The sequence below is a fragment of the Acinetobacter sp. IK23 genome (genome assembly GCF_035615275.1).
GTDB classification, from domain to species: domain Bacteria; phylum Pseudomonadota; class Gammaproteobacteria; order Pseudomonadales; family Moraxellaceae; genus Acinetobacter; species Acinetobacter seifertii.
Map to the genome: position 1 here is coordinate 1 of NZ_JANBNX010000037.1, position 24,763 is coordinate 24,763.

General features: G+C 38.5%; 27 protein-coding genes, 1 rRNA gene and 2 pseudogenes. 14 read left to right on the forward strand and 16 right to left on the reverse strand.

Translation table 11 applies throughout. The features are described 5' to 3' along the window. The 5 genes from rrf to MSG95_RS17400 form a co-directional block, all read left to right on the forward strand. Window positions 1–86: ribosomal RNA gene (gene rrf / locus MSG95_RS17380) — 5S ribosomal RNA — on the forward strand; the annotation flags it as partial. Window positions 87–245: 159 nt separating this feature from the next. Next, window positions 246–641, forward strand: coding sequence for a DUF2007 domain-containing protein (locus tag MSG95_RS17385; protein WP_077166349.1), 396 nt, complete (start codon window positions 246–248; stop codon window positions 639–641). A gap of 129 nt (window positions 642–770) precedes the next feature. Further along, a complete protein-coding gene (locus MSG95_RS17390) occupies window positions 771–1,124 on the forward strand; it encodes a GFA family protein (RefSeq protein ID WP_077166350.1) in 354 nt (117 codons plus the stop codon). 17 nt (window positions 1,125–1,141) lie between these two features. Continuing rightward, a complete protein-coding gene (locus MSG95_RS17395) occupies window positions 1,142–1,705 on the forward strand; it encodes a DUF4256 domain-containing protein (RefSeq protein ID WP_077166351.1) in 564 nt (187 codons plus the stop codon). 136 nt (window positions 1,706–1,841) lie between these two features. Continuing rightward, window positions 1,842–3,005, forward strand: a complete 1,164-nt coding sequence (locus MSG95_RS17400; RefSeq protein ID WP_151819664.1) for an acyl-CoA dehydrogenase family protein — start codon at window positions 1,842–1,844, stop codon at window positions 3,003–3,005. Window positions 3,006–3,086: 81 nt separating this feature from the next. Here MSG95_RS17400 and MSG95_RS17405 read toward each other — a convergent pair whose 3' ends face one another. The 3 genes from MSG95_RS17405 to MSG95_RS17410 form a co-directional block, all read right to left on the reverse strand. Further along, a complete protein-coding gene (locus tag MSG95_RS17405) occupies window positions 3,087–3,662 on the reverse strand; it encodes a DUF4238 domain-containing protein (protein WP_265733958.1) in 576 nt (191 codons plus the stop codon). Continuing rightward, window positions 3,632–3,919 (reverse strand): DUF4238 domain-containing protein, encoded by a 288-nt coding sequence (locus tag MSG95_RS18950; protein ID WP_077166353.1) that lies wholly within the window; start codon window positions 3,917–3,919, stop codon window positions 3,632–3,634. The genes MSG95_RS17405 and MSG95_RS18950 overlap by 31 nt, the downstream gene beginning before the upstream one ends. A gap of 126 nt (window positions 3,920–4,045) precedes the next feature. Further along, window positions 4,046–4,645: a TetR/AcrR family transcriptional regulator gene (locus MSG95_RS17410; RefSeq protein ID WP_077165735.1), complete on the reverse strand. Its 600-nt coding sequence runs from the start codon at window positions 4,643–4,645 to the stop codon at window positions 4,046–4,048. A gap of 185 nt (window positions 4,646–4,830) precedes the next feature. Between MSG95_RS17410 and MSG95_RS17415 the strand changes: the two genes are divergently transcribed. From MSG95_RS17415 to MSG95_RS17440, 6 genes and pseudogenes are all read left to right on the forward strand, one after another. Beyond that, window positions 4,831–6,636, forward strand: coding sequence for an acyclic terpene utilization AtuA family protein (locus MSG95_RS17415; protein ID WP_077165734.1), 1,806 nt, complete (start codon window positions 4,831–4,833; stop codon window positions 6,634–6,636). 20 nt (window positions 6,637–6,656) lie between these two features. After that, window positions 6,657–7,568 (forward strand): SDR family oxidoreductase, encoded by a 912-nt coding sequence (locus MSG95_RS17420; RefSeq protein ID WP_213033573.1) that lies wholly within the window; start codon window positions 6,657–6,659, stop codon window positions 7,566–7,568. Window positions 7,569–7,578: 10 nt separating this feature from the next. Then, window positions 7,579–9,193: pseudogene (locus MSG95_RS17425) on the forward strand (acyl-CoA carboxylase subunit beta). A gap of 42 nt (window positions 9,194–9,235) precedes the next feature. Continuing rightward, window positions 9,236–10,393 carry an acyl-CoA dehydrogenase family protein gene (locus MSG95_RS17430; protein ID WP_077165731.1) on the forward strand — a complete coding sequence of 386 codons (1,158 nt, stop codon included), beginning with the start codon at window positions 9,236–9,238 and terminating at the stop codon, window positions 10,391–10,393. A 16-nt stretch (window positions 10,394–10,409) separates the two neighbouring features. Further along, a complete protein-coding gene (locus MSG95_RS17435; RefSeq protein ID WP_324624906.1) occupies window positions 10,410–11,246 on the forward strand; it encodes an enoyl-CoA hydratase/isomerase family protein in 837 nt (278 codons plus the stop codon). 18 nt (window positions 11,247–11,264) lie between these two features. Further along, a pseudogene (locus MSG95_RS17440) lies at window positions 11,265–13,205 on the forward strand (acetyl/propionyl/methylcrotonyl-CoA carboxylase subunit alpha). Between the two features lie 45 nt (window positions 13,206–13,250). Here the strand turns inward: MSG95_RS17440 and MSG95_RS17445 are convergent. The 9 genes from MSG95_RS17445 to rplM all read right to left on the reverse strand — a co-directional run bounded on the left by MSG95_RS17445 (window position 13,251) and on the right by rplM (window position 18,744). After that, window positions 13,251–13,670, reverse strand: a complete 420-nt coding sequence (locus MSG95_RS17445) for a roadblock/LC7 domain-containing protein (RefSeq protein ID WP_077165728.1) — start codon at window positions 13,668–13,670, stop codon at window positions 13,251–13,253. Then, a complete protein-coding gene (locus MSG95_RS17450; RefSeq protein ID WP_019456610.1) occupies window positions 13,663–14,223 on the reverse strand; it encodes a GTP-binding protein in 561 nt (186 codons plus the stop codon). The genes MSG95_RS17445 and MSG95_RS17450 overlap by 8 nt, the downstream gene beginning before the upstream one ends. An 8-nt stretch (window positions 14,224–14,231) precedes the next feature. Beyond that, entirely contained in the window at window positions 14,232–15,197 is a 966-nt protein-coding gene (locus MSG95_RS17455; protein WP_004704103.1) for a hypothetical protein, read from the reverse strand. A gap of 82 nt (window positions 15,198–15,279) precedes the next feature. After that, window positions 15,280–15,639, reverse strand: a complete 360-nt coding sequence (locus MSG95_RS17460; RefSeq protein WP_324624908.1) for a roadblock/LC7 domain-containing protein — start codon at window positions 15,637–15,639, stop codon at window positions 15,280–15,282. 336 nt (window positions 15,640–15,975) lie between these two features. Beyond that, window positions 15,976–16,632, reverse strand: coding sequence for a hypothetical protein (locus tag MSG95_RS17465; protein ID WP_004704109.1), 657 nt, complete (start codon window positions 16,630–16,632; stop codon window positions 15,976–15,978). Between the two features lie 17 nt (window positions 16,633–16,649). After that, a complete protein-coding gene (locus MSG95_RS17470; protein ID WP_049065025.1) occupies window positions 16,650–17,084 on the reverse strand; it encodes a ClpXP protease specificity-enhancing factor in 435 nt (144 codons plus the stop codon). Window positions 17,085–17,090: 6 nt separating this feature from the next. Beyond that, window positions 17,091–17,744, reverse strand: a complete 654-nt coding sequence (locus MSG95_RS17475; protein ID WP_077165727.1) for a glutathione S-transferase N-terminal domain-containing protein — start codon at window positions 17,742–17,744, stop codon at window positions 17,091–17,093. A gap of 172 nt (window positions 17,745–17,916) precedes the next feature. After that, window positions 17,917–18,303, reverse strand: coding sequence for a 30S ribosomal protein S9 (gene rpsI, locus MSG95_RS17480; RefSeq protein ID WP_002048725.1), 387 nt, complete (start codon window positions 18,301–18,303; stop codon window positions 17,917–17,919). A 12-nt stretch (window positions 18,304–18,315) separates the two neighbouring features. Further along, on the reverse strand, window positions 18,316–18,744 hold the full coding sequence (gene rplM, locus MSG95_RS17485; RefSeq protein WP_002117832.1) for a 50S ribosomal protein L13: 429 nt from the start codon (window positions 18,742–18,744) through the stop codon (window positions 18,316–18,318). A gap of 173 nt (window positions 18,745–18,917) precedes the next feature. Between rplM and pdxA the strand changes: the two genes are divergently transcribed. Genes pdxA through MSG95_RS17500 form a run of 3 tightly spaced genes read left to right on the forward strand, consistent with a single transcriptional unit; the run spans window position 18,918 to window position 21,577 of the window. Next, complete coding sequence (gene pdxA, locus MSG95_RS17490) at window positions 18,918–19,901, forward strand: 4-hydroxythreonine-4-phosphate dehydrogenase PdxA (protein WP_077165726.1); 984 nt, start codon at window positions 18,918–18,920, stop codon at window positions 19,899–19,901. A 23-nt stretch (window positions 19,902–19,924) separates the two neighbouring features. Continuing rightward, entirely contained in the window at window positions 19,925–20,737 is an 813-nt protein-coding gene (rsmA, locus tag MSG95_RS17495; RefSeq protein WP_004704118.1) for a 16S rRNA (adenine(1518)-N(6)/adenine(1519)-N(6))-dimethyltransferase RsmA, read from the forward strand. After that, entirely contained in the window at window positions 20,738–21,577 is an 840-nt protein-coding gene (locus MSG95_RS17500) for a symmetrical bis(5'-nucleosyl)-tetraphosphatase (RefSeq protein WP_077165725.1), read from the forward strand. Between the two features lie 39 nt (window positions 21,578–21,616). Here MSG95_RS17500 and MSG95_RS17505 read toward each other — a convergent pair whose 3' ends face one another. The 4 genes from MSG95_RS17505 to hflX form a co-directional block, all read right to left on the reverse strand. Further along, window positions 21,617–22,060, reverse strand: a complete 444-nt coding sequence (locus tag MSG95_RS17505) for a DUF2147 domain-containing protein (protein ID WP_004704121.1) — start codon at window positions 22,058–22,060, stop codon at window positions 21,617–21,619. An 83-nt stretch (window positions 22,061–22,143) separates the two neighbouring features. Then, window positions 22,144–22,818: an LrgB family protein gene (locus tag MSG95_RS17510; RefSeq protein WP_077165724.1), complete on the reverse strand. Its 675-nt coding sequence runs from the start codon at window positions 22,816–22,818 to the stop codon at window positions 22,144–22,146. 10 nt (window positions 22,819–22,828) lie between these two features. Continuing rightward, window positions 22,829–23,200 (reverse strand): hypothetical protein, encoded by a 372-nt coding sequence (locus tag MSG95_RS17515; protein ID WP_019456617.1) that lies wholly within the window; start codon window positions 23,198–23,200, stop codon window positions 22,829–22,831. 42 nt (window positions 23,201–23,242) lie between these two features. Next, window positions 23,243–24,577: a ribosome rescue GTPase HflX gene (gene hflX / locus MSG95_RS17520; RefSeq protein WP_324624913.1), complete on the reverse strand. Its 1,335-nt coding sequence runs from the start codon at window positions 24,575–24,577 to the stop codon at window positions 23,243–23,245. Window positions 24,578–24,763 lie beyond the last annotated feature (186 nt).

Here is a 24,763-nt window from a genome sequence, read left to right on the forward strand (position 1 = left end):
TGATCCCTTCCCGAACTCAGAAGTGAAACCTCTTAGCGCTGATGGTAGTGTGGGGTTACCCATGTGAGAGTAAGTCATCGCCAGCTCATTATTCAAACACCCCGGTCTCGAAAGAAACCGGGGTGTTTTTTATTGCATGCAATAAAAGCGGAAAGTTAATTACTGATCCTTTAGAGATTAAATTTAATTCAATTTATAAAGAAATAAAGCTATTCTGAAACTATTCACCTTATTATAAATTTAATATGCAATGCATCTTAGTTAAAACTTTTTCGTTTCCGTATGAGGCACAAATTGCAAAAACTCAATTAGAGGCTTTTGGAATCCCTGCTCGTATTGAAAATGAACATACAATTAATATGGACTGGTTTTATTCAAATGCATTGGGTGGAGTTCGTTTATTAGTACTAGAAAAAGATGTTCATGATGCGAAAGCTTTCCTTGAAAAAGATTTTAGTGAAGACTTAGAGCAAGAATTTGGAAAAAATAAAGAGCGATGTCCTAACTGTGGAAGTTATGATATTGAAGCCTACACAAAAGGGAAAAAATTAGCCTTTATGGCTTTCATGTTCTTTGGTTTACCTTTGTTTTCTTTTAAAAATGGTAATAGATGCAAACAATGCCAATATTTTTGGAGTTAATGATTGGTCATTACTTCAATTTATTAGGGTTTATTATGAGGAAAAAGCTAAAGTCTGGAATAAGATTAAAAATTGATCTATAACAAAGAATATTATAAAACTATAAAAAATTATAAAGGGAAGAATGTTATGGAATATAAAGGAAGTTGTCACTGCGGACAGGTGAAGTTTGTCGTAGAAGGTGAGCTAATAGAAATTTTATCTTGTAATTGTTCCATTTGCCAAAAGAAAGGGTCTTTACTTTGGTTCCTACCCACTAATCAAGTTACAGTTACTTTAGATTCTCCTGATATTTTAGCGAATTACACTTTTAACAAGCATGTGATTAATCATCATTTCTGTAAAAATTGCGGTATTCATCCTTATGTTCAAGGTACAGATGCAGAGGGTAATTCTATCTTTGCGATTAATGTTCGATGTATAGACGACATTGAATTAGATAAAATAAAAATAAATTATTTTGATGGACGCTCAGTCCAATAATTATAAGGATTTATTCAATGACAACTAAAAAACAATTAACTTCAACAGAATTAGATCCACTGCTTGAACTATTAAAGAAGAGATTTGAAAAGAACACACATCGCCATAAAGAAGTCGATTGGTCGAATGTACGGGATAAATTAATAAAATCTCCAGACAAACTATGGGCATTGCAAGAAATGGAAAATACTGGAGGAGAGCCTGATGTTATTGTTTTTGACGAGCAGAAAGATCAGTATTTATTTGTAGATTGTTCTCCTGAAACCCCAAAAGGCCGTAGAAGCCTTTGCTATGATCGTGAGGCTTTAGAATCTAGAAAAGATCATCCTCCTAAAAACAGTGCAATAGATCTTGCTAATGAAATGGGAGTTGAGCTTTTAACAGAAGAGCAATATCGTCAATTACAGCAAATTGAAGAGTTTGATCTTAAAACATCGAGTTGGCTTGCAACCCCAGTCGAGATTCGTAAATTGGGTGGAGCACTTTTTGCTGATCGTCGTTATGGCCGAGTTTTCATTTATCATAATGGAGCACAGTCTTATTATGCTGTACGTGGTTGTCGTTGTTGTTTAAAAATATAGGTGTTGTACTTAAATAAAAATAATTCTATTTGATGTTTTATGCCAAGAAATTGAAGATTCTTGCAACTTTTGATTAATAGTAAACATGACAAGATATGTTCAGGAATTAAATAAAAACTTCAGGACATTTCTAAATATGCAACTCAACCCAATTTACTATAATGAACAACACTTTGCTTTTGCTGACAATGTTCGTCGATTTGTGCAAAAAGAAATGGCACCTTTTGTTAATGAGTGGGATGAGGCCGAGACATTTCCTAGAGAGCTTTATAAAAAGGCTGCTGAAATTGGCCTATTGGGTCTAGGTTTTTCTGAAGAATATGGTGGTATTCCTGATGCAGATCCATTCTATTCATTACTCGCTGGTATTGAAATGGCAAAGGCGGGTTCTGGCGGAGTACATACTTCACTCATGGTGCACACAATTGGTGCCCCTCCAATTCAACATTTTGGAAGTGAGGAGTTAAAGGCTAGAGTCCTCCCAGAGATTATTTCCGGTGAAAAAATTTCTGCATTAGCAATTACAGAACCAGGTGGTGGGTCTGATGTAGCAGCGTTACAAACTAAAGCTGTTCGGGAAGGGGATTATTATATTGTCTCAGGTGAGAAGACTTTTATCACCTCAGGAATTCGTGCAGATTACTACACTGTTGCAGTACGTACAGACCCCACAAAAACTGGAGCTGAAGGCATTTCAATGTTGCTCGTTGATGCGCACAGTGAAGGAATTACTAAAACGCCTTTAAAGAAAATGGGGTGGTGGGCTTCAGATACGGCTCATTTGCATTTTGACCAAGTACGAGTATCTGCATCAAATCTACTTGGCAAAGAAAATGCCGGTTTTAAAGTTATTATGAATAACTTTAATATGGAGCGTTTCTTCTTGGGAGTAGTGGCTTATGGCTATGCATTGGTCTGTTACGAAGAAGCTTTAGAATGGGCGCAGCAACGTAAAACTTTTGGTAAGCGATTAATAGATCATCAAGTAGTACGCCATAAATTGGTAGATATGGCAACCCAACTGACTTCAACGAGGGCATTACTTGAAGAAACTGCATGGAAAATGACTCAGCCAAAACTACAAGGGCCTGAGTTGGTAGCGCAAATTTCAATGCTTAAAAATGTTGCGACTCGTACTATGCAATTTTGTGCTGATGCTGCTGTACAAACGCTAGGTGGTATGGGCTTTATGCGTGGTACCAAGTCGGAACGTATTTACCGTGAAGTGAAGGTCAATATGATTGGTGGTGGTGCTGAAGAAATTATGAAAGATTTAATTAGCAAACAGTTAAAGTATTGATTGTGTTCTATCTTATATAGTGCCTAAATTTTTCTTTAGATCGTCAAGTATTATTGTTAGTACTTGACGATTTGTTAAGTTTTATCCTGATTGAATATGGTGTTCATAGACTTTCAATTCACTATCTAACAATAAAATTTTATCGTCACAACTATAAATATATTTATGAGAATTTAATAAGAGTTTAGTATTCACTAAAGCTACTAACTTTTTATCAGCGATAAAACTGATTTCGTTACAAGGCTCATTCTTAGCAATTATAAAAGCTTTTTTAGTTATAGGTATTAATATTTCAATATTGGGCGTATTCACCCCGAAAGAAAAGTTTTGCTCATCTTCCAGTGGATGACTTAATACAAATGGGTTGTCACTAGTAATAATATATAAATCTGGCTCATTGATGACAAATAACTGAAAATATTTAGTTGTTAAATAGTTTTGCATTCTACTAAGAAGTTTTGTTTCAATTCTAATTAGGTCTGTTTGATTAAAATTGAATTCATCCTTATTAGATATGGAGACATCTTTTTCCATACTCGTAATAATTTCTTTCATTTGCTCTACAGGTTTTTGGACTAGTTGTCGAAAAAATGGTACTCGTAAATACAAAGCAGCCATAAGTAAAACTAGATTTTGTCTTTCATTTCTTTGTGGGATTGACGCATATTTATGTAATTAATGGCGAGGCTGATTTTAGGTTCAACTTGATTTGCATAGAAATCTTCAATAATTAATGGATCTATATGGTCTATTGTATAATAGTCACGTTGGGCACATGAGTCATTTGGACTTGTTTGAAAAGATTTGGTGTTATTGTTTGGAATACACCAAAATAATGATGTAGTTTTCCTACCCTTAGTAAATTCTTTTAAATAACATTTAGGAATATAGTGGTGTTTTGATTTTCTTCCCATAGATACCTTTAAGATTTAAAAAAATTGATTGTAATGATTTTATTTGTCTGTCCATCCTTCATTTAAAATTACCCAACGTTCATGTTCTTTCCATGTTTTTCTTCAAATTCTAAGATATTACAGAACTCATTTCAAAGCCATCTCCCAAACCATTTCGGTTAACTCATCAATTTTGACTTTACCTTCAGCTTTATACCAAGTTACGGTCCATGAAATTGCACCACCAATTAATCTTCGCCAAATAAAGGCATCATGCTTTACCTTGCCTTCAGTACGTAATTTTTCAATCACATCTATCCATATTTGCTCATATTCATTACGCATTTTTAAAAGATAATCTTGTTTTTCTTTTGATAGGGCAAACCACTCATAAACCAAAACAGCCATGGCTGCACCTGTATCTCCAGTAATTGAAATGAGTTCAGATTTAATAAGAGCACGGAGTTGTTGTTCTGGATTGGTAGATTGGGCTGCCGCATCTTGTAAACGAGCAAGATTGTAAATAATGGTTTCCTCCATCACGTGAGCGAGGATGTCATCTTTACTTTTAAAGTGGTGGAATAAGCTTCCCGACTGGATTCCAATAAATTGAGCAAGTTCGCGTACAGTAGTTTTGTCATAGCCTTGTTTATGAAATAGGTAAGCAGCCCCCCGTAATAAACGACCACGCGGGCTGTCATCAAAGCAAGAGATATTTGGAATCTGTTCAATTGAAGTAGCAATCATGCGAAAGCTGGTTCCTCTATATAAAAATACTTAACAGAAAAGGTTGCCAAATCTCATCATGTTTTAGCTGAGCTGTCGAGTTTGGCAGTTTTGGTCAATTTCACAATAACATTTTGCTCTTTACAAACCAAGCGCTTGCTTGGTAATGTTGAGTTTAATTTTTAAACAAAATAATGAGAAATAAGATGGCAAGTAATCAACAGGGTGATGAGCGTGTAGTAAAAATAGGTTGTGCCTCAGGTTTTTGGGGAGACACCAATACTGCCGCTTTCCAACTGGTACATCTAACCGATATTAATTATTTGGTTTTTGATTATTTGTCAGAGATCACCATGTCGATTATGGCAAAAGCGAAGATGGTGGAACCAAAACATGGTTACGCTTTAGATTTTGTCAGCCGAGTGATGGCACCCCTACTTAAAAAAATTGCAGAAAAAAAGATTAAGGTAATTAGTAATGCTGGTGGTGTTAATCCATTGGCATGTCGAGATGCCTTGCAAAAAATAATTAAAGAATATGGTCTAGATCTGAAAGTGGCTGTGGTGTTAGGTGATGATCTTTTAGCGAAACATGAGCAAGTTAAGCAGCAAAATATTCAGGAAATGTTTAGCGGTGAAGCTTTGCCAGAACAGGTGGCAAGCAGTAATGCTTATTTAGGTGCGGTAGCTATTCGCGATGCTTTAAATTTAGGCGCAGATATTGTGATTACTGGCCGTGTGGTTGACTCTGCTGTGGTGCTTGCACCTTTGCTTCATGAATATCAATGGTCGCTCGATGATTATGACAAATTGGCGCAAGGTTCATTAGCAGGTCATGTCATCGAATGTGGTGCCCAATGTACGGGTGGTAACTTTACCGATTGGCAATTGGTGCAGGGCTTCGACAACATGGGGTTTCCAGTGGTTGAAGTGAGTGAGGATGGCTCATTTATTGTAACTAAGCCTCAAGGTACAGGTGGTCTGGTTTCTACTGCTACAGTTGCAGAGCAAATTGTTTATGAAATAGGTAATCCTCAAGCATATTTACTACCTGATGTAATTGCTGATTTCAGCCACGTGCATTTAGAGCAAGTTGGGGAGCATCGGGTTCGTGTAACGGGCGCAAAAGGACAAGCTCCGACTGCACAATATAAAGTCAGCGCGACCTATCCTGATGGTTATCGGGTTTTAGTGAGTTTCTTAATTGCAGGCCGTGAGGCACCACAAAAAGCACAAGTTATTGCTGATGCGATTTTGACTAAGTGCGAACGTGTTTTAACAATGCGTTCGGTGCCACCTTTTAGTGAAAAGTCGGTTGAAATCTTAGGTATTGAAAGTACTTATGGCGAACATGCCCAAACATTAAATAGTCGTGAAGTGGTGGTCAAAATAGCTGTAAAACACATGTTTAAAGAAGCATGTATGTTCTTTGCATCTGAAATTGCTCAGGCCTCTACAGGTATGGCTCCAGCCTTGGCAGGAATTGTTGGAGGCCGACCAAAAGCATCTCCAGTGATTAAGTTATTTTCATTTTTAATAGATAAAAATCAGGTAAGTGTCGAAATCGATTTTGAAGGAAAACGCTACCCTGTTGAGATTCCACAAGAAGTTTTTACAGAGCAATTGCCTACTTTAAAGGCAGGTGAAAATGCAATTTATCAAGGAGATGAAATTGAAGTTCCTTTGATTGAAATTGCGCATGCCCGCAGTGGTGATAAAGGCAATCATAGCAATATTGGCGTGATTGCACGTAAAGCAGACTATTTACCATGGATTCGTGCAGCACTAACTGAACAGTCTGTTGCAAGCTATATGCAACATGTCTTGAATGCTGAGAAAGGGCGAGTAATTCGTTATGAGTTACCGGGTTTAAATGCACTAAATTTTATGTTGGAGAATGCTTTAGGTGGTGGTGGTGTTGCCAGCTTGCGTATTGACCCGCAAGGCAAAGCCTTTGCCCAACAGTTATTGGATATGCCAGTTAAAGTTCCGGCACATCTTTTAGAAAAATAAAATGAATGGATGAAACAAAGATGAGTTATCAATCAATTTTTAGACCAGATGCTTTCGCTAATAAAGTCATTATTGTGACAGGTGGTGGCTCAGGAATTGGCCGTTGTACGGCACATGAGCTTGCAGCCCTCGGCGCTCAAGTAGTGATTACAGGACGCAAAATTGAAAAATTAGAGAAAGTAAGCCAAGAAATTATAGAAGATGGTGGTCGGGTTCATTTTATTGTTTGTGATAACCGTGAAGAAGAACAAGTGAAAAATATGATTGCCGAAGTGATAGAGAAATTCGGCAAACTCGATGGTTTGGTAAATAATGCAGGCGGCCAGTTCCCCTCAGCTTTAGAGAATATTTCGGCGAATGGTTTCGATGCAGTCGTGCGTAATAATTTACACGCAACGTTCTATTTAATGCGTGAAGCTTATAACCAATGGATGGCTAAACATGGTGGCAGTATTGTCAATATGACTGCTGATATGTGGGGCGGCATGCCCGGAATGGGACATTCTGGTGCTGCGCGTTCGGGGGTTGATAACTTAACTAAAACAGCATCGGTTGAGTGGGGGAAATCTGGCGTTCGTGTAAATGCGGTTGCACCGGGGTGGGTTGTGTCATCCGGTATGGATAATTATAGCGGTGATTTTGCCAAAGTGATTATTCCAAGTCTTGCTAGCAATGTACCGCTAAAACGCATGGGAACTGAATCAGAAGTTTCTTCGGCGATTTGTTATTTACTGTCAGATGCTGCGGCTTTTGTGTCAGGTGTAACTTTGCGTATTGATGGTGCAGCATCACAAGGGACACGCATGTATCCACTAGCCGAAGCAACAAATAGTCAGTCTTATAATGGTTTCCATCGCGCGTTTATTCCTGAAATTTTTAAAAAAGATAAGACTGAGAAAGTCGAGCGAAGCAATAATTTAGGCTCGGAGTGAGGAATAAAAAATGACTATTCTCCAATCCGAAATTACTGTTGGTAGTGAACAGTATCAAAAGAATAAAGAGGCACTGCTTGCTCAGCTGAGTGAAGTCCGTGCTATTCAACAAAAAAGCATTGATAAATCGTATGCTGCTAAACCGAAATTCGATAAAAAGGGCAAGATTCTGCCGCATGAGCGTGTACGGTTATTACTTGATGCCGATTCGCCTTTCGTTGAGCTGTGTGGTTTGGTTGGCTACAACATGCATGATGATAAAGATGGTTCAGAAGCGGGTGGTGGTGTGATTGCTGGCATTGGTTTTGTCAGTAGTGTGCGTTGTCTGGTTTCTGCAAGTAATAGCGCGATTAAAGGTGGGACCATGTCCCCTATGGGCGTGCAAAAAACTTTGCGTTTGCAAAAAATTGCCTTAGAACAAAAACTCCCGTTAATTACATTGACTGAAAGTGGTGGCGCCAACTTAAATTATGCGGCTGAAGTGTTTACCTATGGTGGTATGACCTTTGCCAATCAGGCGCGTCTTTCAGCGGCAGGTATTCCACAGCTTGCAGTTGTTCATGGTAATGCAACGGCAGGTGGTGCTTATCAACCCGGTCTTTCTGATTATGTGATTGCTGTACGTAAGCAAACCGAAATGCTTCTTGCAGGTCCACCTTTACTTTTGGCAGCAACTGGTGAAGTTGCCACAGCAGAGGAGTTGGGGGGGGGCAGAAATGCACGCACAGGTTGCTGGAACAGCAGAATACTTAGCTGAAAATGATGCTGATGGTATTCGACTTGCACGTGAAATTTTTGAACATCTGAACTGGAAAGAGCAAATCAAACCAGTTGAAACGATTTATAAAGAACCTCGTTACGATGCCGATGAACTGTTGGGTGTGATTCCAAATGACCCTAAACAACCATTTAACATGAAAGAAGTGGTTGCGCGCATTATTGATGATTCAGATTTTCTAGAATTTAAACAGGAATATGATGATTTAACGGTTTGTGGTTGGGCAAAGATTGGTGGATTACATATCGGTATTATTACCAATAATGGTCCAATTACACCTCAAGGGGCGGCGAAAGCAGCTCAGTTTATTCACCTGTGTGAGCAGACCAAGCGTCCATTATTATTCCTGCATAACACCACTGGTTTTATGGTGGGAACTGATGCAGAGCAAAATGGCATTATCAAACATGGCTCGAAACTGATTCAAGCGGTTGCCAATTGTACTGTACCTAAAATTTCGATTGTTGTGGCAGGGTCGTATGGTGCCGGAAACTATGCGATGTGTGGCCGGAGTTTATCGCCAGACTTTATTTTTGCATGGCCAAATTCGCATGTTGCTGTCATGGGATCTGCACAAGCTGGAAAAGTACTGCGTATTGTTGCCGAAGGAAAGCAAAAGGCGTCTGGTCAGGAACCGAATCCGCAAATGCTCGATTTTCTTGAGCAAAGTACGGCTATGAAATTAGAGCAGCAATCTACCGCGCTTTTCAATACAGCTATGCTTCATGACGATGGCATTATTGACCCGAGAGATACCCGAAAATTATTAATTTTCCTTTTAGAAACCATTTATGAAGCACAGCAACGCGAGTTGAATCCGACCCGTTTTGGTGTGTCCCGTTTTTAATCAACCTTTACCGTAATTAAAAAAATTAATAGGAAGAACACCATGAAATTTACTGCCGAACATGAAGCATTACGTCGTACAGCGCGTCAATTTGTTCAAAATGAGCTGAATCCACATATTCCCGAATGGGAAGAAGCAGGGCGTTTCCCGATCCACGACGTATTTAAAAAAATGGGTGATCTTGGTTTATTAGGGATTTGTAAGCCTGAGGAAAATGGCGGTTTAGCGTTAGATTATTCCTATAACCTTGTGGTTGCAGAAGAAATTGGATATGCGGCTTGCGGCGGGGTGCCTTTGGCCATTGGTGTACAAACCGATATGGCGACACCTGCTTTGGCGCGTTTTGGTAGTAAAGAATTACGCGATGAGTTTTTAACACCAGCCATTGCTGGGGAATATGTTGCCTCAATTGCGGTATCGGAAGTGCATGCTGGTTCGGATGTTGCTGCTATTAAAACGACTGCTAAAAAAGATGGCGATGACTATGTCATTAACGGCAGTAAAATGTGGATTACTAACTCATTGCAAGCCGACTTCTTTTGCCTTTTAGCCAATACGTCTGATGATAAACCACACGTCAACAAGTCGATGATTATTGTACCGGCAAAAACTAAAGGGATTAGTTTTTCAGAGCCGTTAAATAAATTAGGTATGCGTTCAACCACCACAGCACAAGTTTATTTGGACAATGTACGTGTACCTCAGCGCAACTTGGTTGGTGTTGAAGGTATGGGTTTCATGATGCAAATGATGCAATTTCAGGAAGAGCGTTTATGGGCCTGTGCTAATGCGATTGGTGGTTTGGAAAATTTAATCCAGAAGACTATCACCTATACCAAAGAGCGTACGACGTTTGGTCAGCCGCTCATCAATAACCAATATATTCATTTCCGTTTTGCCGAACTCATGACTGAAGTAGAAGCGCTTAAAGCCTTAACCTACCAAGCGTGTGAACAGCATATTGCAGGTGAAGATGTGACCAAGCTGGCATCTATGGCAAAACTCAAAGCTGGACGTTTAACTCGTGAAGTTGCTGATAGCTGTCTGCAATATTGGGGTGGTAACGGTTTTATGTGGGATAACCCAGCATCACAGCTGTATCGTGATGGTCGTTTAGGTTCTATTGGAGGTGGGGCAGATGAGATTATGTTGGGGATTATCTGTAAGTTAATGGACATTCTACCTAAAAAGCAGAAATAAAAATAAGGAATACACCATGACACTTTCAACCTCTCTACAAGCTCTAGATATTGATGACAGCATTCAATTAGAACAAGACGGCAGTATTTTATATCTCTGGTTAAACCGACCAGAAAGCCGTAATGCCATGAACTTGAAGATGGTCAATGCCATTCAGCAAGTTTTTACTGCCATTCGCGATGACCTTTCAATTCGTGCGGTAATTATCCGTGGTGAAGGCGGAACTTTTTGTGCAGGTGGTGACATTAAAGACATGGCGGCTTTGCGTGTTGAAGCGACCAATGTCAGCAGTCTACAACCTTATGCTGACTTTAATCGCCGTTTTGGTGCCATGCTTGAGCAAGTTGAAGCTTCTCCGCAAACGGTTGTAGTGATTTTAGAAGGTGCTGTTTTAGGTGGTGGTTTTGGGCTGGCATGTGTTTCGGATGTTTCGATTAGTCGTGACAATGCCCAGTTTGGTTTACCTGAAACGGGTCTAGGTGTGATTCCTGCACAAATTGCTCCTTTTGTGGTGAAACGTATTGGCCTGACTCAGGCGCGTCGACTTGCTTTACTCGGTATGCGTTTTGAAGGGCATACCGCATTAAGTGTCGGAGTTGTTCATAAAATTGCACATAATGAAATTGAACTTGAACAAGCTTTAGAGGAAACCATTCAACACATTAAACGAGCAGCTCCTCAAGCTTCGCGTGTGACTAAAGCGCTGTTACATCGAACGCTCAATGAACCTTTAAATGAATTGCTAGATGATGCTGCACAGCAGTTTGCTCAAGCAGTTGGTGGGGCTGAGGGACAAGAAGGAACAATGGCTTTTATCCAGAAACGTTTGCCAAACTGGGCTGATGAGTCATAAAAGATAAGGATAAAAATAATGAAATTTTCAAAAGTACTGGTTGCCAACCGTGGTGAAATTGCAGTTCGAGTCATGCAGACTGCTAAGGCAATGGGCTACCAAACTGTCGCAGTTTATTCTGATGCTGACCGTAAGGCTCGCCATGTACAAGAAGCAGATGAAGCTGTTTACATTGGGCCATCTAAAGTATCTGAGTCTTATCTCGCTATTACCAAAATCATTGAAGCTTGCAAAAAAACAGGTGCTGATGCGGTTCACCCTGGTTATGGTTTTTTGTCAGAAAATACTGAATTTGCTCAGGCCTGTATCGACAACCAGATTACGTTTATTGGGCCTACTGCTTCTGCAATTGAGTTAATGGGTAGTAAACGTCTCTCAAAAATTGCCATGATTGAGGCGGGCGTCCCTTGTGTACCGGGCTATGAAGGTGACCGACAGGATCTCGAATACTTAGCAGGACAAGCCGAACAGGTTGGTTTTCCAATTATGGTCAAAGCTTCTGCGGGTGGTGGTGGTCGTGGAATGCGTTTGGTACAACAATCATCCGAATTGATTGAAGCTTTACAAACTGCGCGTTCAGAAGCTGAAAATGCATTTGGTTCAGGTGAGCTTATTTTAGAAAAAGCAGTCATTGCTCCGCGCCATGTCGAAATTCAGGTTTTTGGTGATACTCATGGCAATTATATTTATTTGTTTGAGCGTGATTGTTCAATCCAACGCCGCCATCAAAAAGTAGTTGAAGAGGCGCCGTGTCCAGTCATGACACCTGAACTACGTCAGCAAATGGGTGAGGCAGCTGTAGCAGCAGCAAAAGCATGTGCTTATGTAGGGGCCGGTACAGTTGAGTTTTTGCTTGATGCATCCGGTGCATTTTATTTCTTGGAAATGAATACACGCTTGCAGGTCGAGCATCCGGTAACCGAACTTATTACGGGGCTAGATTTAGTTGAATAGCAGTTACGTGTGGCGAATGGTGAACAATTGCCTTTGCAACAACATGAATTGATGTTAAACGGTCATGCAATCGAGGTGCGTTTGTATGCCGAAGACCCACGTCAGGATTTCTTACCACAAACAGGGAAGGTTTTACGATGGCAGCCTACAACTTTACCAAATGTGCGAATCGATCATGGCATGTTAGCAGCCGATGAAGTCAGCCCATTTTACGATCCGATGGTAGCAAAGGTGATTGCATACGGTAAAACCCGTGAGGATGCGATTCGCTTACTGGCTCGTGCCGTAGATGATTGTGTTTTGCTAGGTGTAAATAGTAATAAACAATTTTTGGTCAATTTATTACGTCATCCAGTTGTTGTTGCAGGAGATACTAATACTGCGTTCATTCAACAGCATTTTCAAAATGACAGCAGTCTACATAAGCAGGTTCTATCCTTAGAAACCTTAGCAATTGCCGCGGCATTATTTAGCCAAAGTAACGGTACGGCAGTGTGGCAAACTGGCTTAGGTGTGCCATTACCATTAAAACTTAAATATGATGATCAGCAAATTCAATTACTGCTTTCATCTGTGAATAATACATTTACGGCCCAGTTCTGTGATCAAACAGTTTGCATTGAAGTACTTGAGAGAACGCCAGATTACCTAGTTTATTTAATTAATGGTGTGCGTCGCCGTGTCCAATATGTATTAGATGGTGATCAGCTTTATTTAGATCGAGATAATGGCAATGTTGCAATTCGCAACGTAACTTATGCCGCTCCAGAAACAGTTGATGCGGCTGGTGATGGCAAAATTCGTGCACCAATGGATGGTGCTGTGGTTAATATTCTGGTGAATAAAGGCGATCAAGTGGTGAAAGGTCAGACCTTACTAGTGCTTGAAGCTATGAAAATCCAGCAGCAGATAAAATCTGATGTTGATGGGATTATTGAAGACGTTTTAGGCCAACAAGGGCAGCAAGTTAAAAAACGGCAAATGCTATTTAGTATCCAAGTATAAAAAATACCGCTCTTATTGGGCGGTATTTTTTTATAGCCGTGTGGGTTATTCTCCATCTGTCTCTGCAATCACTTGGCTTGCTTTTTTTAGGCTATAAAGCAGCTGCCCTAAAAGTACATCTCTATTACTTAGGGTAACCATCACCATCGGGTGATGGATCGCTGGAATGGCCGTTAAAATGGCCTTACCATTATCTGCATCTAAGGTGATGTTATTACAGCCAGTCAGTTGAATTTCTTTTAAAAATGCAGTGACCATTGCCAAAATAGAACTACTCACCGCAGCTAATTTAGTGGTGTTATGATAGTTCTTATGGCTGACTGTTGCTAATTCAAACCCATCTGAAGAACAAATCATCACAAAGTCTACACCACGTGTATTCATCAGAATTTTTTGGGCTTCACTTTTTGCAAGTTGTAGCAATTGTGTTGGAGCGGTTCGTTTTTGAACTGGAATACTAAGCATGATCTTTCCCTTGAGATGTTGCGCCTACCTTAACTTCAAGTGATGCAATTAATGATTCAACCATCATTGAAATGTGCTCTTGTTCTCTTGCATCAATAAAAAATAATGGATATTGAAGTTCATTTTCTGTTAACCAATTACGATACTGCTGAAGTGAAGATTCTTTATTTTCATCAATATGTGTAATACCAATCGCAATATTATTATTATAGTTTTTAAAGGTTTCCAAATAGCTTTCTAGCTCGCTAATAGCACTTGGGCTGTTATGATCTAACAGAAGAATAATACCGATTGCGCCTTCACAAATAACTGACCAGATAAAATCAAAACGGCTTTGTCCAGGTGTTCCATATAAGCCAATTTTAACACCATCATCTAGTGTAATTTCGCCGTAATCAATTCCGACTGTTGTTTGTGATTTTTGATGGCTTTCTACATCTGTATTAAATGCTTCTGTTCCTAAAATTGGAATTTCAGATAGCGATTTGATCGCTTCTGTTTTTCCCGCCCCCATACTGCCCGCAAAGACAATTTTATATTGCTGTATAATCATACTGTTCCTTAAAAACCAAAACGACGTCTAATTTTTCCTATGAAATTTTTAAAAAAATGACTTTCACTATTTGAGCCTTCTGAATTCGTTTGAGGAGCGTATGAGCACTTATTTGCAGAAACATATTGTCCGTTATTTGCCATTAAGCAAGCCGTAATAAAACGTAAAATAACATCGATTGGTTGGTTAAGTTGTTTTGCTACATCAGTGACTTTTGCTCCCTGAATAAAGCAGGCAGAGAGCTGAAGGCTAATTTTTCTATATTCTTTTTGATAGGGTTGCGGCCAATGATCTATTTTGAAATAACCATCAGCCGAAGCTAAATTCTCAAACTCATTTGAATACCAGATGAGATTCCATAACCAATCTTTTAAGTAATAACCTTTTTTACGTGAAACCTTTGTAAAGTCTGAGGTTTTGGCAAAAGCAAAATTAAAACTCATATTGGTATGTGCTTTTTGACGAGAAGGTTCTACCCAAGCGACTTGAGTCCTGTTATCAATAATTGCGAGCGTACCTTTATCATCAAATAAATGTAATTTGGTATTTTCCTGACTATGTAAACTTTTTATAAATTGTCCATCTATGAGAGCCATTTCATTTGATAAAGCTGACGTAGAGTTAATAGCAGTAGATTCTAAAGAGGCTAATACATTTTTTTGTAGCCAAGATAGAAGGGGTTCTGACTTTTCTAAGGGAAAGTGTAAAGTATGTTCATATATAGAGTTTCCATTTTGTGAAGGTGTTTTGGTAATTTTTAAATAAGGAATTTTTTTCTTTTGAAGAATATTTTGAATGTTATCTGCATCAAAAAAGTTTTCGTTAATGATTAATAAATCAATATTATTGTTAGAAATGTTAACCCAATTAATCCCATATTGATTGGATATTAAATTTCGGATTAATATTTTTAATTCATCTGAAACTTTTAAGCTTAAACCTGAAACTGCAATATTTATGCAATGACTATCCATAGTATCATTTTAAGTTTTATTAAATAGTTTAGTGATTTTTTATGCTCTTTATAATTAATATAAAGAGCATAAATTAAATCAATTAGCTGAAGTCTAGCTCTTTTTCAAATGACTTTAACTCATGACGAGCCATAGCCAAATTTGCTTTAGTACGATCAAGTACTAAATAAAGAAATAAGTTGTTATTACTCTCTAATGGACGAATTAAGTGATAAGCTTTACCTAAAGTAATTAAAATATCCTCAATATTATAATTTAATTTCAATGATTTAGCGACATTTCTCTTTGCGCGAATGACTTCTGTATTTCCAGCAGCAGCCAATTCTAAATCAATTTCCCCACCGCCTTGAGTTGCAAGTGATAAACCACTTTCTGAATCAACAAGTGCAGATGCAACAAAACCATCAATTTCAGTTAAGCTATCTAAAGAAAGTTTAGCCATTTTTATCTCTCAGGATTATAAAATTATAGTTACTACTTTTTATTTAAAAGTAGTTAAAAATCATTATATTTCTACCCAAGCTTAAGTCAATAAAACAAGTTTAAATTAAAATTGATGTTTGGGTAAGTAAGTGACCAAAAATGTCATATTATAAAAAATATTATAAGAAAATTTATGCATTATCCTTTTAATATTGTGCTCAGGTTTGCATTATATAATTTTCATTCAAAATTTAATAATTGTAATAGAATGTTAAAATAATATGGGATAATAAATTATGTTTTTAAAATAAAAAAAGAGGAACTATTTGTTCCTCCTTTAATGTTTATGATGAAATTAAACAAGCTGAGTATAAATACAGTACAAATAACCCAAGATTGCTAAAGCAACTACAGGAGCAATGATCTTTGACCATGTAGGAACTGAAGTTTCGATTGTTTGTTCTTCAATATGCAAATCTTCGTGGGATGGTTGGGCTTGATGAACCATTTGGTTAAACTCCTTCATTGTTGTATCCAATGATAGCTCTTCTTGCTCAACAGGTTTAGAACCAATTAACTCTGTTAGGTGATTTGTTGACCAAACCCAGTCTTCCGCTTGGCCTGATAAATGTTCAACTTGACCTAAGATGAGCTCTTTCAATCCATTTTGACCGAACCCACCAGTGTCATCAAGCTGATTCAGCTCTGTTAACTGTAATGTGAGAATTTCAGAAATACTTTGTTCGAGCTCAGTATTTTTTAAAACTGATTGATTATGTTTAGATGTAGTTAGATGGCGCGCTACTTCTTGAATATATAGTGGATCAGCAGTTTTTATTTCATTATAAATTTTACTATCATCTTGACGCCATAAGCTGATTAACTTGCCAAGTGTTAGCACGTTAACTTCATCAATCAGCTTATTCTTTTCATTTGCTGGATATTGATTTAAAAGCTGAGGCTTCTGAATTTTTATTTGCTCAGCAAAGTATTGGACTAAATCAAATGCCATACTTTATTCCTCTAAATTTAATCTAAAATTCTTAATGTTGGTTTTTTCTTGCTCGATGTTGTTTCAGTTGATTCTTGTACTTCTGGCTCCATTACATTTTCTGCAGGAGTGACATTGGCATATTCTTCTGGATCAAAGAATAAACCCTGACCATTTTCACGTGCATACAGGCCTAAAACAGCTTGAATAGGCACGTAAATATTCTTGGAAACTCCACCAAACCGTGCTGAAAAAGTAATAGCATCATTGGTAATCAATAATTGATGTACAGCATGTGGAACAATGTTTAAAACGATTTGACCATCTTTGACAAATTGTTGTGGTACATCCGTATGTGGCTGTGTTGCATCAACAAGTAAATAAGGTGTGAGTTTGTTGTCGCAAATCCATTCATAGATTGCACGAGCAAGATAAGGACGTGTAGGGGTTAATTCAATAGTTTGCTCAGACATATCACACTATTCCATATTTAATTGATCATTGTAACGGGTTTTCTCTTGGGCCGTCATTGATTTAACAAAAGAAGGGCGGCTAAAGATACGTTTACAGTACAAAAATATAGGCCGACACTGCTGCTTTGGTAAATCAATTCCCATGCTATTCAGCCTCACAAAAATTGGGGCGAGCATACAGTCCAAAATTGAAAAATTTTCGGACATAAAGTAAGGAAAATGCTGAAATAGTGGAGTAAGAGAAATTAAGGTCTCACGTAATTCTTTTTGGGCTTTTTGTTTTTGTTCTACATTTAAAGTATCTACATGTTTGAGCATATAATCAGCTAATTTGAACCAATCATTTTCAAGACGCCAAATATATTGTCGTTGTTCTGCGCGTGCCATCGGCGCATCGGCGTAAAGTTTACTCTGACGATATCGGTCATCAAGATATTCAGCAATAATGGGGGCTGAGAATAATTTCAGGTTTTGCTCAAGGAGCATCGGTAACTGGTTATAAGGGTTTAGACTTGCTAAATCCTCATCTTCGTGATCAGTTATGATCAATTGATATTTAATTTGTTTTTCTGCTAATAAGAAACGAATCCAGTGAGAACGGAAATCATCAGCATGGCTGTAAAGGGTAATCCCCTGAATAGAGGTATTTTCGACCGACATATCACAAGACGACGTGGTTGAGTGAATCGATTAGAATACTAAAAATGCTCTAGGAAATCACGGTTCTAAAGAGATAGTTTTTATATTTATAAGTTCTTATCTTTTGGTTCTATTTTTATAATAAAAAAGCCTTGGAAAAATCCAAGGCTTTTTGTCCGATTCGGTAAACGAATTAACGTTTAGAGAATTGAGGACGTTTACGAGCTTTACGTAAACCAAGTTTCTTACGTTCAACTTCACGAGCATCACGAGTAACGAAACCAGCTTGACGTAGAACAGGTTTTAAAGTTTCGTCAGCAGCGATAAGCGCACGAGTAATACCGTGACGGATCGCGCCAGCTTGACCACCGATACCACCACCTTTAACAGTGATGTAAAGGTCAAACTTTTCAGTAACTTCTAAAAGTTCTAAAGGTTGACGAACAACCATACGAGCAGTTTCACGACCGAAATATTGCTCTAAAGTACGGTTGTTAATAACGAGTTTGCCTGTACCAGCTGACAAGAAAACACGTGCAGTTGCGGTCTTACGGCGACCTGTACCATAATTAGTAGCCATGTGCTGTATCCCTTAGATGTCCAAAACTTGTGGCTGTTGAGCAGCATGCGGATGCTCAGTACCAGCGTACACTTTCATTTTTTTGATCATTGCATAACCAAGAGGACCTTTTGGTAACATGCCTTTAACCGCTTTTTCAAGAACAGCTTCAGGTTTGTGAGCAATTAACTTCTCGAAGTTAGTCTCACGGATACCACCAGGGAAACCAGTATGGCGATAATATTTCTTATCAAGTGATTTTTTACCAGTCACTTGAACTTGTTCAGCATTAATCACAACGATGTAATCGCCAGTGTCAACGTGAGGAGTATAAGAAGTTTTATGCTTACCGCGTAAACGACGAGCGATTTCAGTCGCAAGGCGACCTAAAGTTTTGCCAGAAGCATCAACAACATACCAGTCATGTTGAACTTCAGCTGGCTTAGCGCTGAGAGTTTTCATTAAACCACTACCTATTATAGTTGGTTTGGACTATGGAATCTGTCCAAACAAAAGGAGCGAGCATTCTAAACGAGTTTGTCCAAAGTCACAAGAAAAATCCAGTTTAAGGTAGATAATTTAATCCCTAATCCGATGAATGTAGGATATGTTAAAATAATTCCAATTTTAGAAATGTGTCGGGGGTGATTGTGCTGCCTTTATATGTCACTTCCGGTGAGCCTGCCGGTATTGGTCCAGATATTTGTTTAAGTCTGGCGAAACGAGTTGATGAACGTCCTGTTGTTGTTTTAGCTGACCGAAATTTATTGCAACAACGTGCTCAAAAGCTTGGCTTGGATATTAAGTTTTTAGAGTATACCGGACAGACTCAATCATCTTTGCAAGGTGAGCTTTATATAGAGCATGTTGCATTAAAAACAGAAGTCACTGACGGTCAATTAGATCCAGCTAATGCTGCTTATGTATTAGAGCAACTACGTCGTTCAGCTGATTATGCAATGTCAGGTAAGAGTGTAGGTGTAGCTACTGCACCCGTGCAAAAATCAGTCATTAATGATGCAGGAATTTTGTTTAGTGGTCACACCGAATATTACCAAGAGTTTGCAGGTGTAGAGCGTGTTGTCATGATGCTCGCTACTAAAACCTTGCGAGTTGCTTTAGCGACTACACATTTACCTTTAAGAGATGTAGCAGATGCAATTACCAAACAACGCTTGCATCAAGTAATAGACATCTTGCTTCATGACTTAAAAACTAAGTTTAAAATTACCGATCCAAGTATTTTGGTGTGTGGCTTAAATCCTCATGCGGGTGAAGATGGTTACTTAGGTCGTGAAGAGATTGATACCATTAATCCGGTTCTTGAAACTTACCGCTCTCAAGGCATTAAAATCAGTTTAAGTATGCCAGCAGACACTTTATTTACTCCTGAACATCTTAAAAATGCTGATGCTGTTCTTGCCATGTACCATGATCAAGGCTTACCTGTGCTAAAATCACAAGGTTTTGGTGAAGCAATTAATATCACATTGGGCTTACCGTTTATTCGAACTTCGGTCGATCATGGTACTGCTCTGTCTTTAGCTGGGACAGGTTTGGCAAAAAGCTCAAGTTTAAATGTCGCTGTCGATTTAGCTTTATCGTTGGCAGCGAGTTAAATTTTTCATGTTGGAAATGTTCTATGTATCAAATTAATGCCCTAAACCCGAAAGATGAAGGGCATAAAGCTCGTAAACGTTTTGGTCAAAACTTCTTACATGATCAGCGAGTCATTGCCAAAATTGTACGCTCTGTCAATCCGCGTACAGGCGATAACATTGTTGAAATTGGTCCGGGCTTGGCTGCATTAACTTCTCCTTTAATTGGAGAGTGTGATGCTTTAACAGTTGTTGAGTTAGACCGTGACTTAGCAGCGGGTTTGCCAGAGCGTGTTCCACATCCAGAACGTTTAACTATTGTAGAAGCTGATGCATTAAAATATGACTTTAGTGAACTCGTAAAAGATGGTCGACCATTACGTGTAGTAGGCAATTTACCTTATAACATTTCAACACCACTACTTTTTCATCTCTTGGAATTTGGTAGCAAAGTCAAAGATATGCACTTTATGCTGCAAAAAGAGGTGGTTGATCGTATTACTGCTGAACCAAATACAAAAGAATATGGTCGTTTATCGGTAATGATTCAATATTATTGCCAGCCTACATTTTTATTTGAAGTTCCTGCAGGCGCATTTAACCCACCGCCAAAAGTAACGAGTGCAGTATTCCGTTTAGTTCCTTATGAACAAAAACCGATTGTCGCAAAAGATGAGAAAGCTTTAGCTCGTTTGGTTGCACATGTGTTTACGCAGCGCCGTAAAACCCTAAGAAACAGCCTTAAAGGTATGTTGGCAGAAGATGGCTTTGAGAAAGCAGGCGTTGACCCAATGGCTCGTCCAGAAACTCTGACACTTGCTGAATTTGTAGCTTTGGCAGATCAAATGGTGGCATAAATGACCAAGCGCTATAACTATATTATTGGAGATGTTCAAGGTTGTTTTGAAGCACTCAAAGCATTGCTGAAGGAAATACGTTTTGATCCTGACCAAGATTTTATTTGGTTCGCTGGTGATTTAGTTGCACGTGGAGAAAATTCTGTAGGTGCACTTCGTTTTATTAAAAAACTAGCCGATCGTGGCGCAGCTGCAACCGTCTTAGGTAATCATGATTTAACACTGGTTGCTTGTGCTCGTGGTCTTAAAGAAATTAAAGAGAAAGATCGTACACAGGATGTTATTGATGCTGTGGATGGTGATGAACTCATCGACTGGTTACGTAAACAGCCATTATGTTTATTTCCAAATGAACAAACTGTGCTAACACATGCTGGTATACCTTGTATTTGGGATGCAAAAAAAACGGCTGCTTTAGCGAAAGAAGTTGAAGCTGTATTAGCACATGATGATCTGTCTGTATTAGATGCTTTTTTAGCTGAAATGTATGGTTCAAAACCAGATCTTTGGACAGATGACTTAATTGGTAATGACCGCCTACGCTGTATTACCAATTATTTAACACGCATGCGTTTAACTAATGCAGAAGGTAGATTGGAATTTAGTTTTAAAGATACTTTAGATGCACCTATGCCAGAAGGTTATTTACCTTGGTTTGAATTTCCAAGTAAAGCTGCACAAACACATCAAGTATTCTTTGGTCATTGGGCTGCTCTAGAAGGAAGAACAATCAGTGAACATATTCAGAACGTAGATGGGGGCTGTGTGTGGGGTAAAAACTTAATTGCTTATCGTCTTGAAGACCAGCAAAGTTTTTCAGTAGTTAATCCTGTCATGTAATAAAAAAGCCGCATAAGCGGCTTTTTTCTTTTTTAAGATTTATTCTAGGCGAATCCAGATTTGATTGCGGCCTAAAGCTGAAACTCCAAGATAACCACGCATGTGTAGACGGTTACCATTTGCACTGAGTTTGGCTTTTAATCCGTAAACTTTGCCAGTATTTGGATCTAGAATTTTACCACCAGTGTAGGTTGTACTATCCACTTGTTTTAAACCAGTCGCGATATCTAAACCTACAATATGCTTATTGGTATAAGGAGCTGGGCAGTTATCACAGATTTCTTTTGGTGTATAACCCGGACGCGGTGTAATTTTTACAACTTTTCCTGAATAAGTACCATTTGCCTCTTTTCGTATTTCTACATGAGCCTTAGGCGTACCAGTTTTATCGTCAATCGTTTGCCACATACCAGTAATATCAGCCGCAAAAGTAGCTGAATTTATCCCCAATAAGAGCAACGCTCCAACAAAAAATTTCCCCATAATCAAAAATCCTTTTAGATTTGAAAAGATCATCTTATTTCTAATTGATCACTGGTTCAATGTTTATTTGAACTACTTTTTGATCAGGAAATTCCTACAGATAACATGAAAGTCGGTAGCCATATGGCGGTAAATACACCATTTAAAGCCATACCAAAAGCGGCATAACGACCCGCAACAGGGCCACGTTGCCAAGCTTGAGCTGTTCCAATAGCATGTGCGGCTAAACCTAGAGCTAAACCTGATGCTCTTTCATCATGAATATGCTTAAGTAAAAATGGTGAAAATGCTGCACCAATAACTCCTGATAAAATCACAATTAACGTGACTAATGTTTCAGGGGCATGTAATAAAGTTGCGATGTTTAAAGCAATAGGTGTAGTTACAGCGCGTGTAGCAAATGCCAGAATAGTAGGCTCAGACATATGTAATAAATAAGCAAGGCCCATTGGTAAAGCAACGGCGCTAATACTTGCAAAACATAAGATTCCAATAACCGATTTAAGAGGTAAATCGTCATATCGCATTGCAGCCAAAGGTATCGCTAAAGCAACGGTGACATACCCTAATAGGTGGCTGAATAAATCGTTTACGTAAAGTCGGTATTCTTCATAAGGAACTTTCAAGACTGATAATAAACCAATCACAATGAACATACCGAAAACTAAGAGAGGGACTTGAGGGAAACGGCGGTTTAAAGGTTTTGCACAAAGGTAGCCAACTAGAGTGATCAAAAATCCATATAAAATCATAAACATTTTATTCTCCTTATAACCAGTGTTTGGCCATTTTTGCATAGACCCACAGCGGGATAAGGGTGCTCACCACTAGTACAAAGAGAAATAAAGGAATTTCTTTGCCCATATGCACCAGCATAATTAATGATCCTGCACAAATGGGTAAAAAAGCAAAACCACTTTCTTTCATGATTTTATTATTGGTGTCGACTAGTCTTAATGGGATTTTCTTAAACTTGCGCCAAACGAGCAAAATGATGAGTAAACTAATTAAACCGACTAAGTTTCCTAATTCTGGATGACCAAAAGTACGCATAACGACGACTGAGCCTTCACGAAAGCCGATAATAAGTAGAAAAGTTCCTACCCATGCTGCCCAATCTATACTTTTGATCTTATCCATATTTTTTATCTCTAAAAGTTTACTTATCAAGTTTTAACTGATCTAGTTCTTGATTTCAAACTCTTCCAGTGGTCGTTTAAACTGACTCGCTCGTTCACCTAATATCTCATCTATAGGTAATTTGGCTTGGCGAATTAATTGCTCGAGCTTATGAGGTGCAATTCGTATATCAATATGTAATAGACCTTCATCATCATAATGTTCAGATTCGATAACGTTTAAAGCATAAAGCTGGGTACGCAATTTGCCATAAGCAGGTTTAAGTATTAATGAGAATTGTTGAAGTTGGCCCATTAAGCATTCTTGAACAGCTTGACGTAGTAAATCTAGACCTAAACCTGAATGTGCAGATACATAAACGCGATCAGGAACATGAGGCTCTGAATAAACAATTTTGGCTTCTTCACCACTTAAATCGATCTTGTTGTAAACACGAAGGACAGGGGCATCTGCGCCAATTTCTTTTAACACACCTTCAACAGCTTCAATCTGATCCAGCATTTCATGGCTACTGCTATCAATTACATGTAAGTGTAGTGTTGCCTCAAGCGTTTCTTCTAAAGTTGCCTTAAAAGACTCAACTAAATCATGTTGTAGGTTTCGCACAAAACCGACAGTATCTGCGAGTACAACAGTACCAATACCATCCCATTCTAAACGACGTAAGGTTGGATCAAGTGTTGCAAACAGTTGGTCGGCTGCATATACATCACTTTTCGCTAAAATATTAAATAAAGTAGATTTTCCTGCATTGGTATAACCCACTAAAGATACGGTTGGAATTGAAGCTTTTTGTCTGGCTGCTCGTCCTTGTATACGAGTTTGATGGACTTTCTCTAACTTGTCTTTTAACTGAGTAATACGTACACGAATGAGGCGACGGTCTGTTTCGAGTTGTGTTTCACCAGGACCACGTAAGCCAATACCACCTTTTTGTTGTTCAAAGTCAGCAGACCAACCACGGATTAGACGAGTTGATAAATGTTTAAGCTGAGCAAGTTCGACTTGTAATTTACCTTCATGGGTGCGGGCACGTAGGGCAAAAATATCCAAAATTAAACCAGTACGGTCAATGACCCGACATTTTAATATTCTTTCTAAATTTCGTTCTTGAGCAGGTGATAATGCATGATCAAAAATAACCAGCCCAGCTTCTAATTCTTGAACTTTCTCTGCTATTTCATCGACTTTACCTGAACCAATAAAAAATTTAGGATTTGGCTTATTACGTTGTACTTTAACGTGCTCAAGAATATCTGCACCAGCAGACTGTGCAAGTAGGGCAAACTCTTCGGCATCCAGATCATCTAATAATTGTACAGACACACTCACTAATATTGTGCGCTCACCGCCTTGATGCCGATCAACTAATTCCACGTGGCTATAAATCCTGAAAAGGGTAAAACTTTATTCTAGAGGAAACTTGAGTAAAAGGGGAAAGGGTTTACTCTTATCCTTTAGATTATCTACATGCATTTAATTTTTTATTTGCTTCTATCGCATAGCGATGCAAGTTAATTGCGAAACGTATAGAATGGCTCGAAATAGGTATAACAATGATTG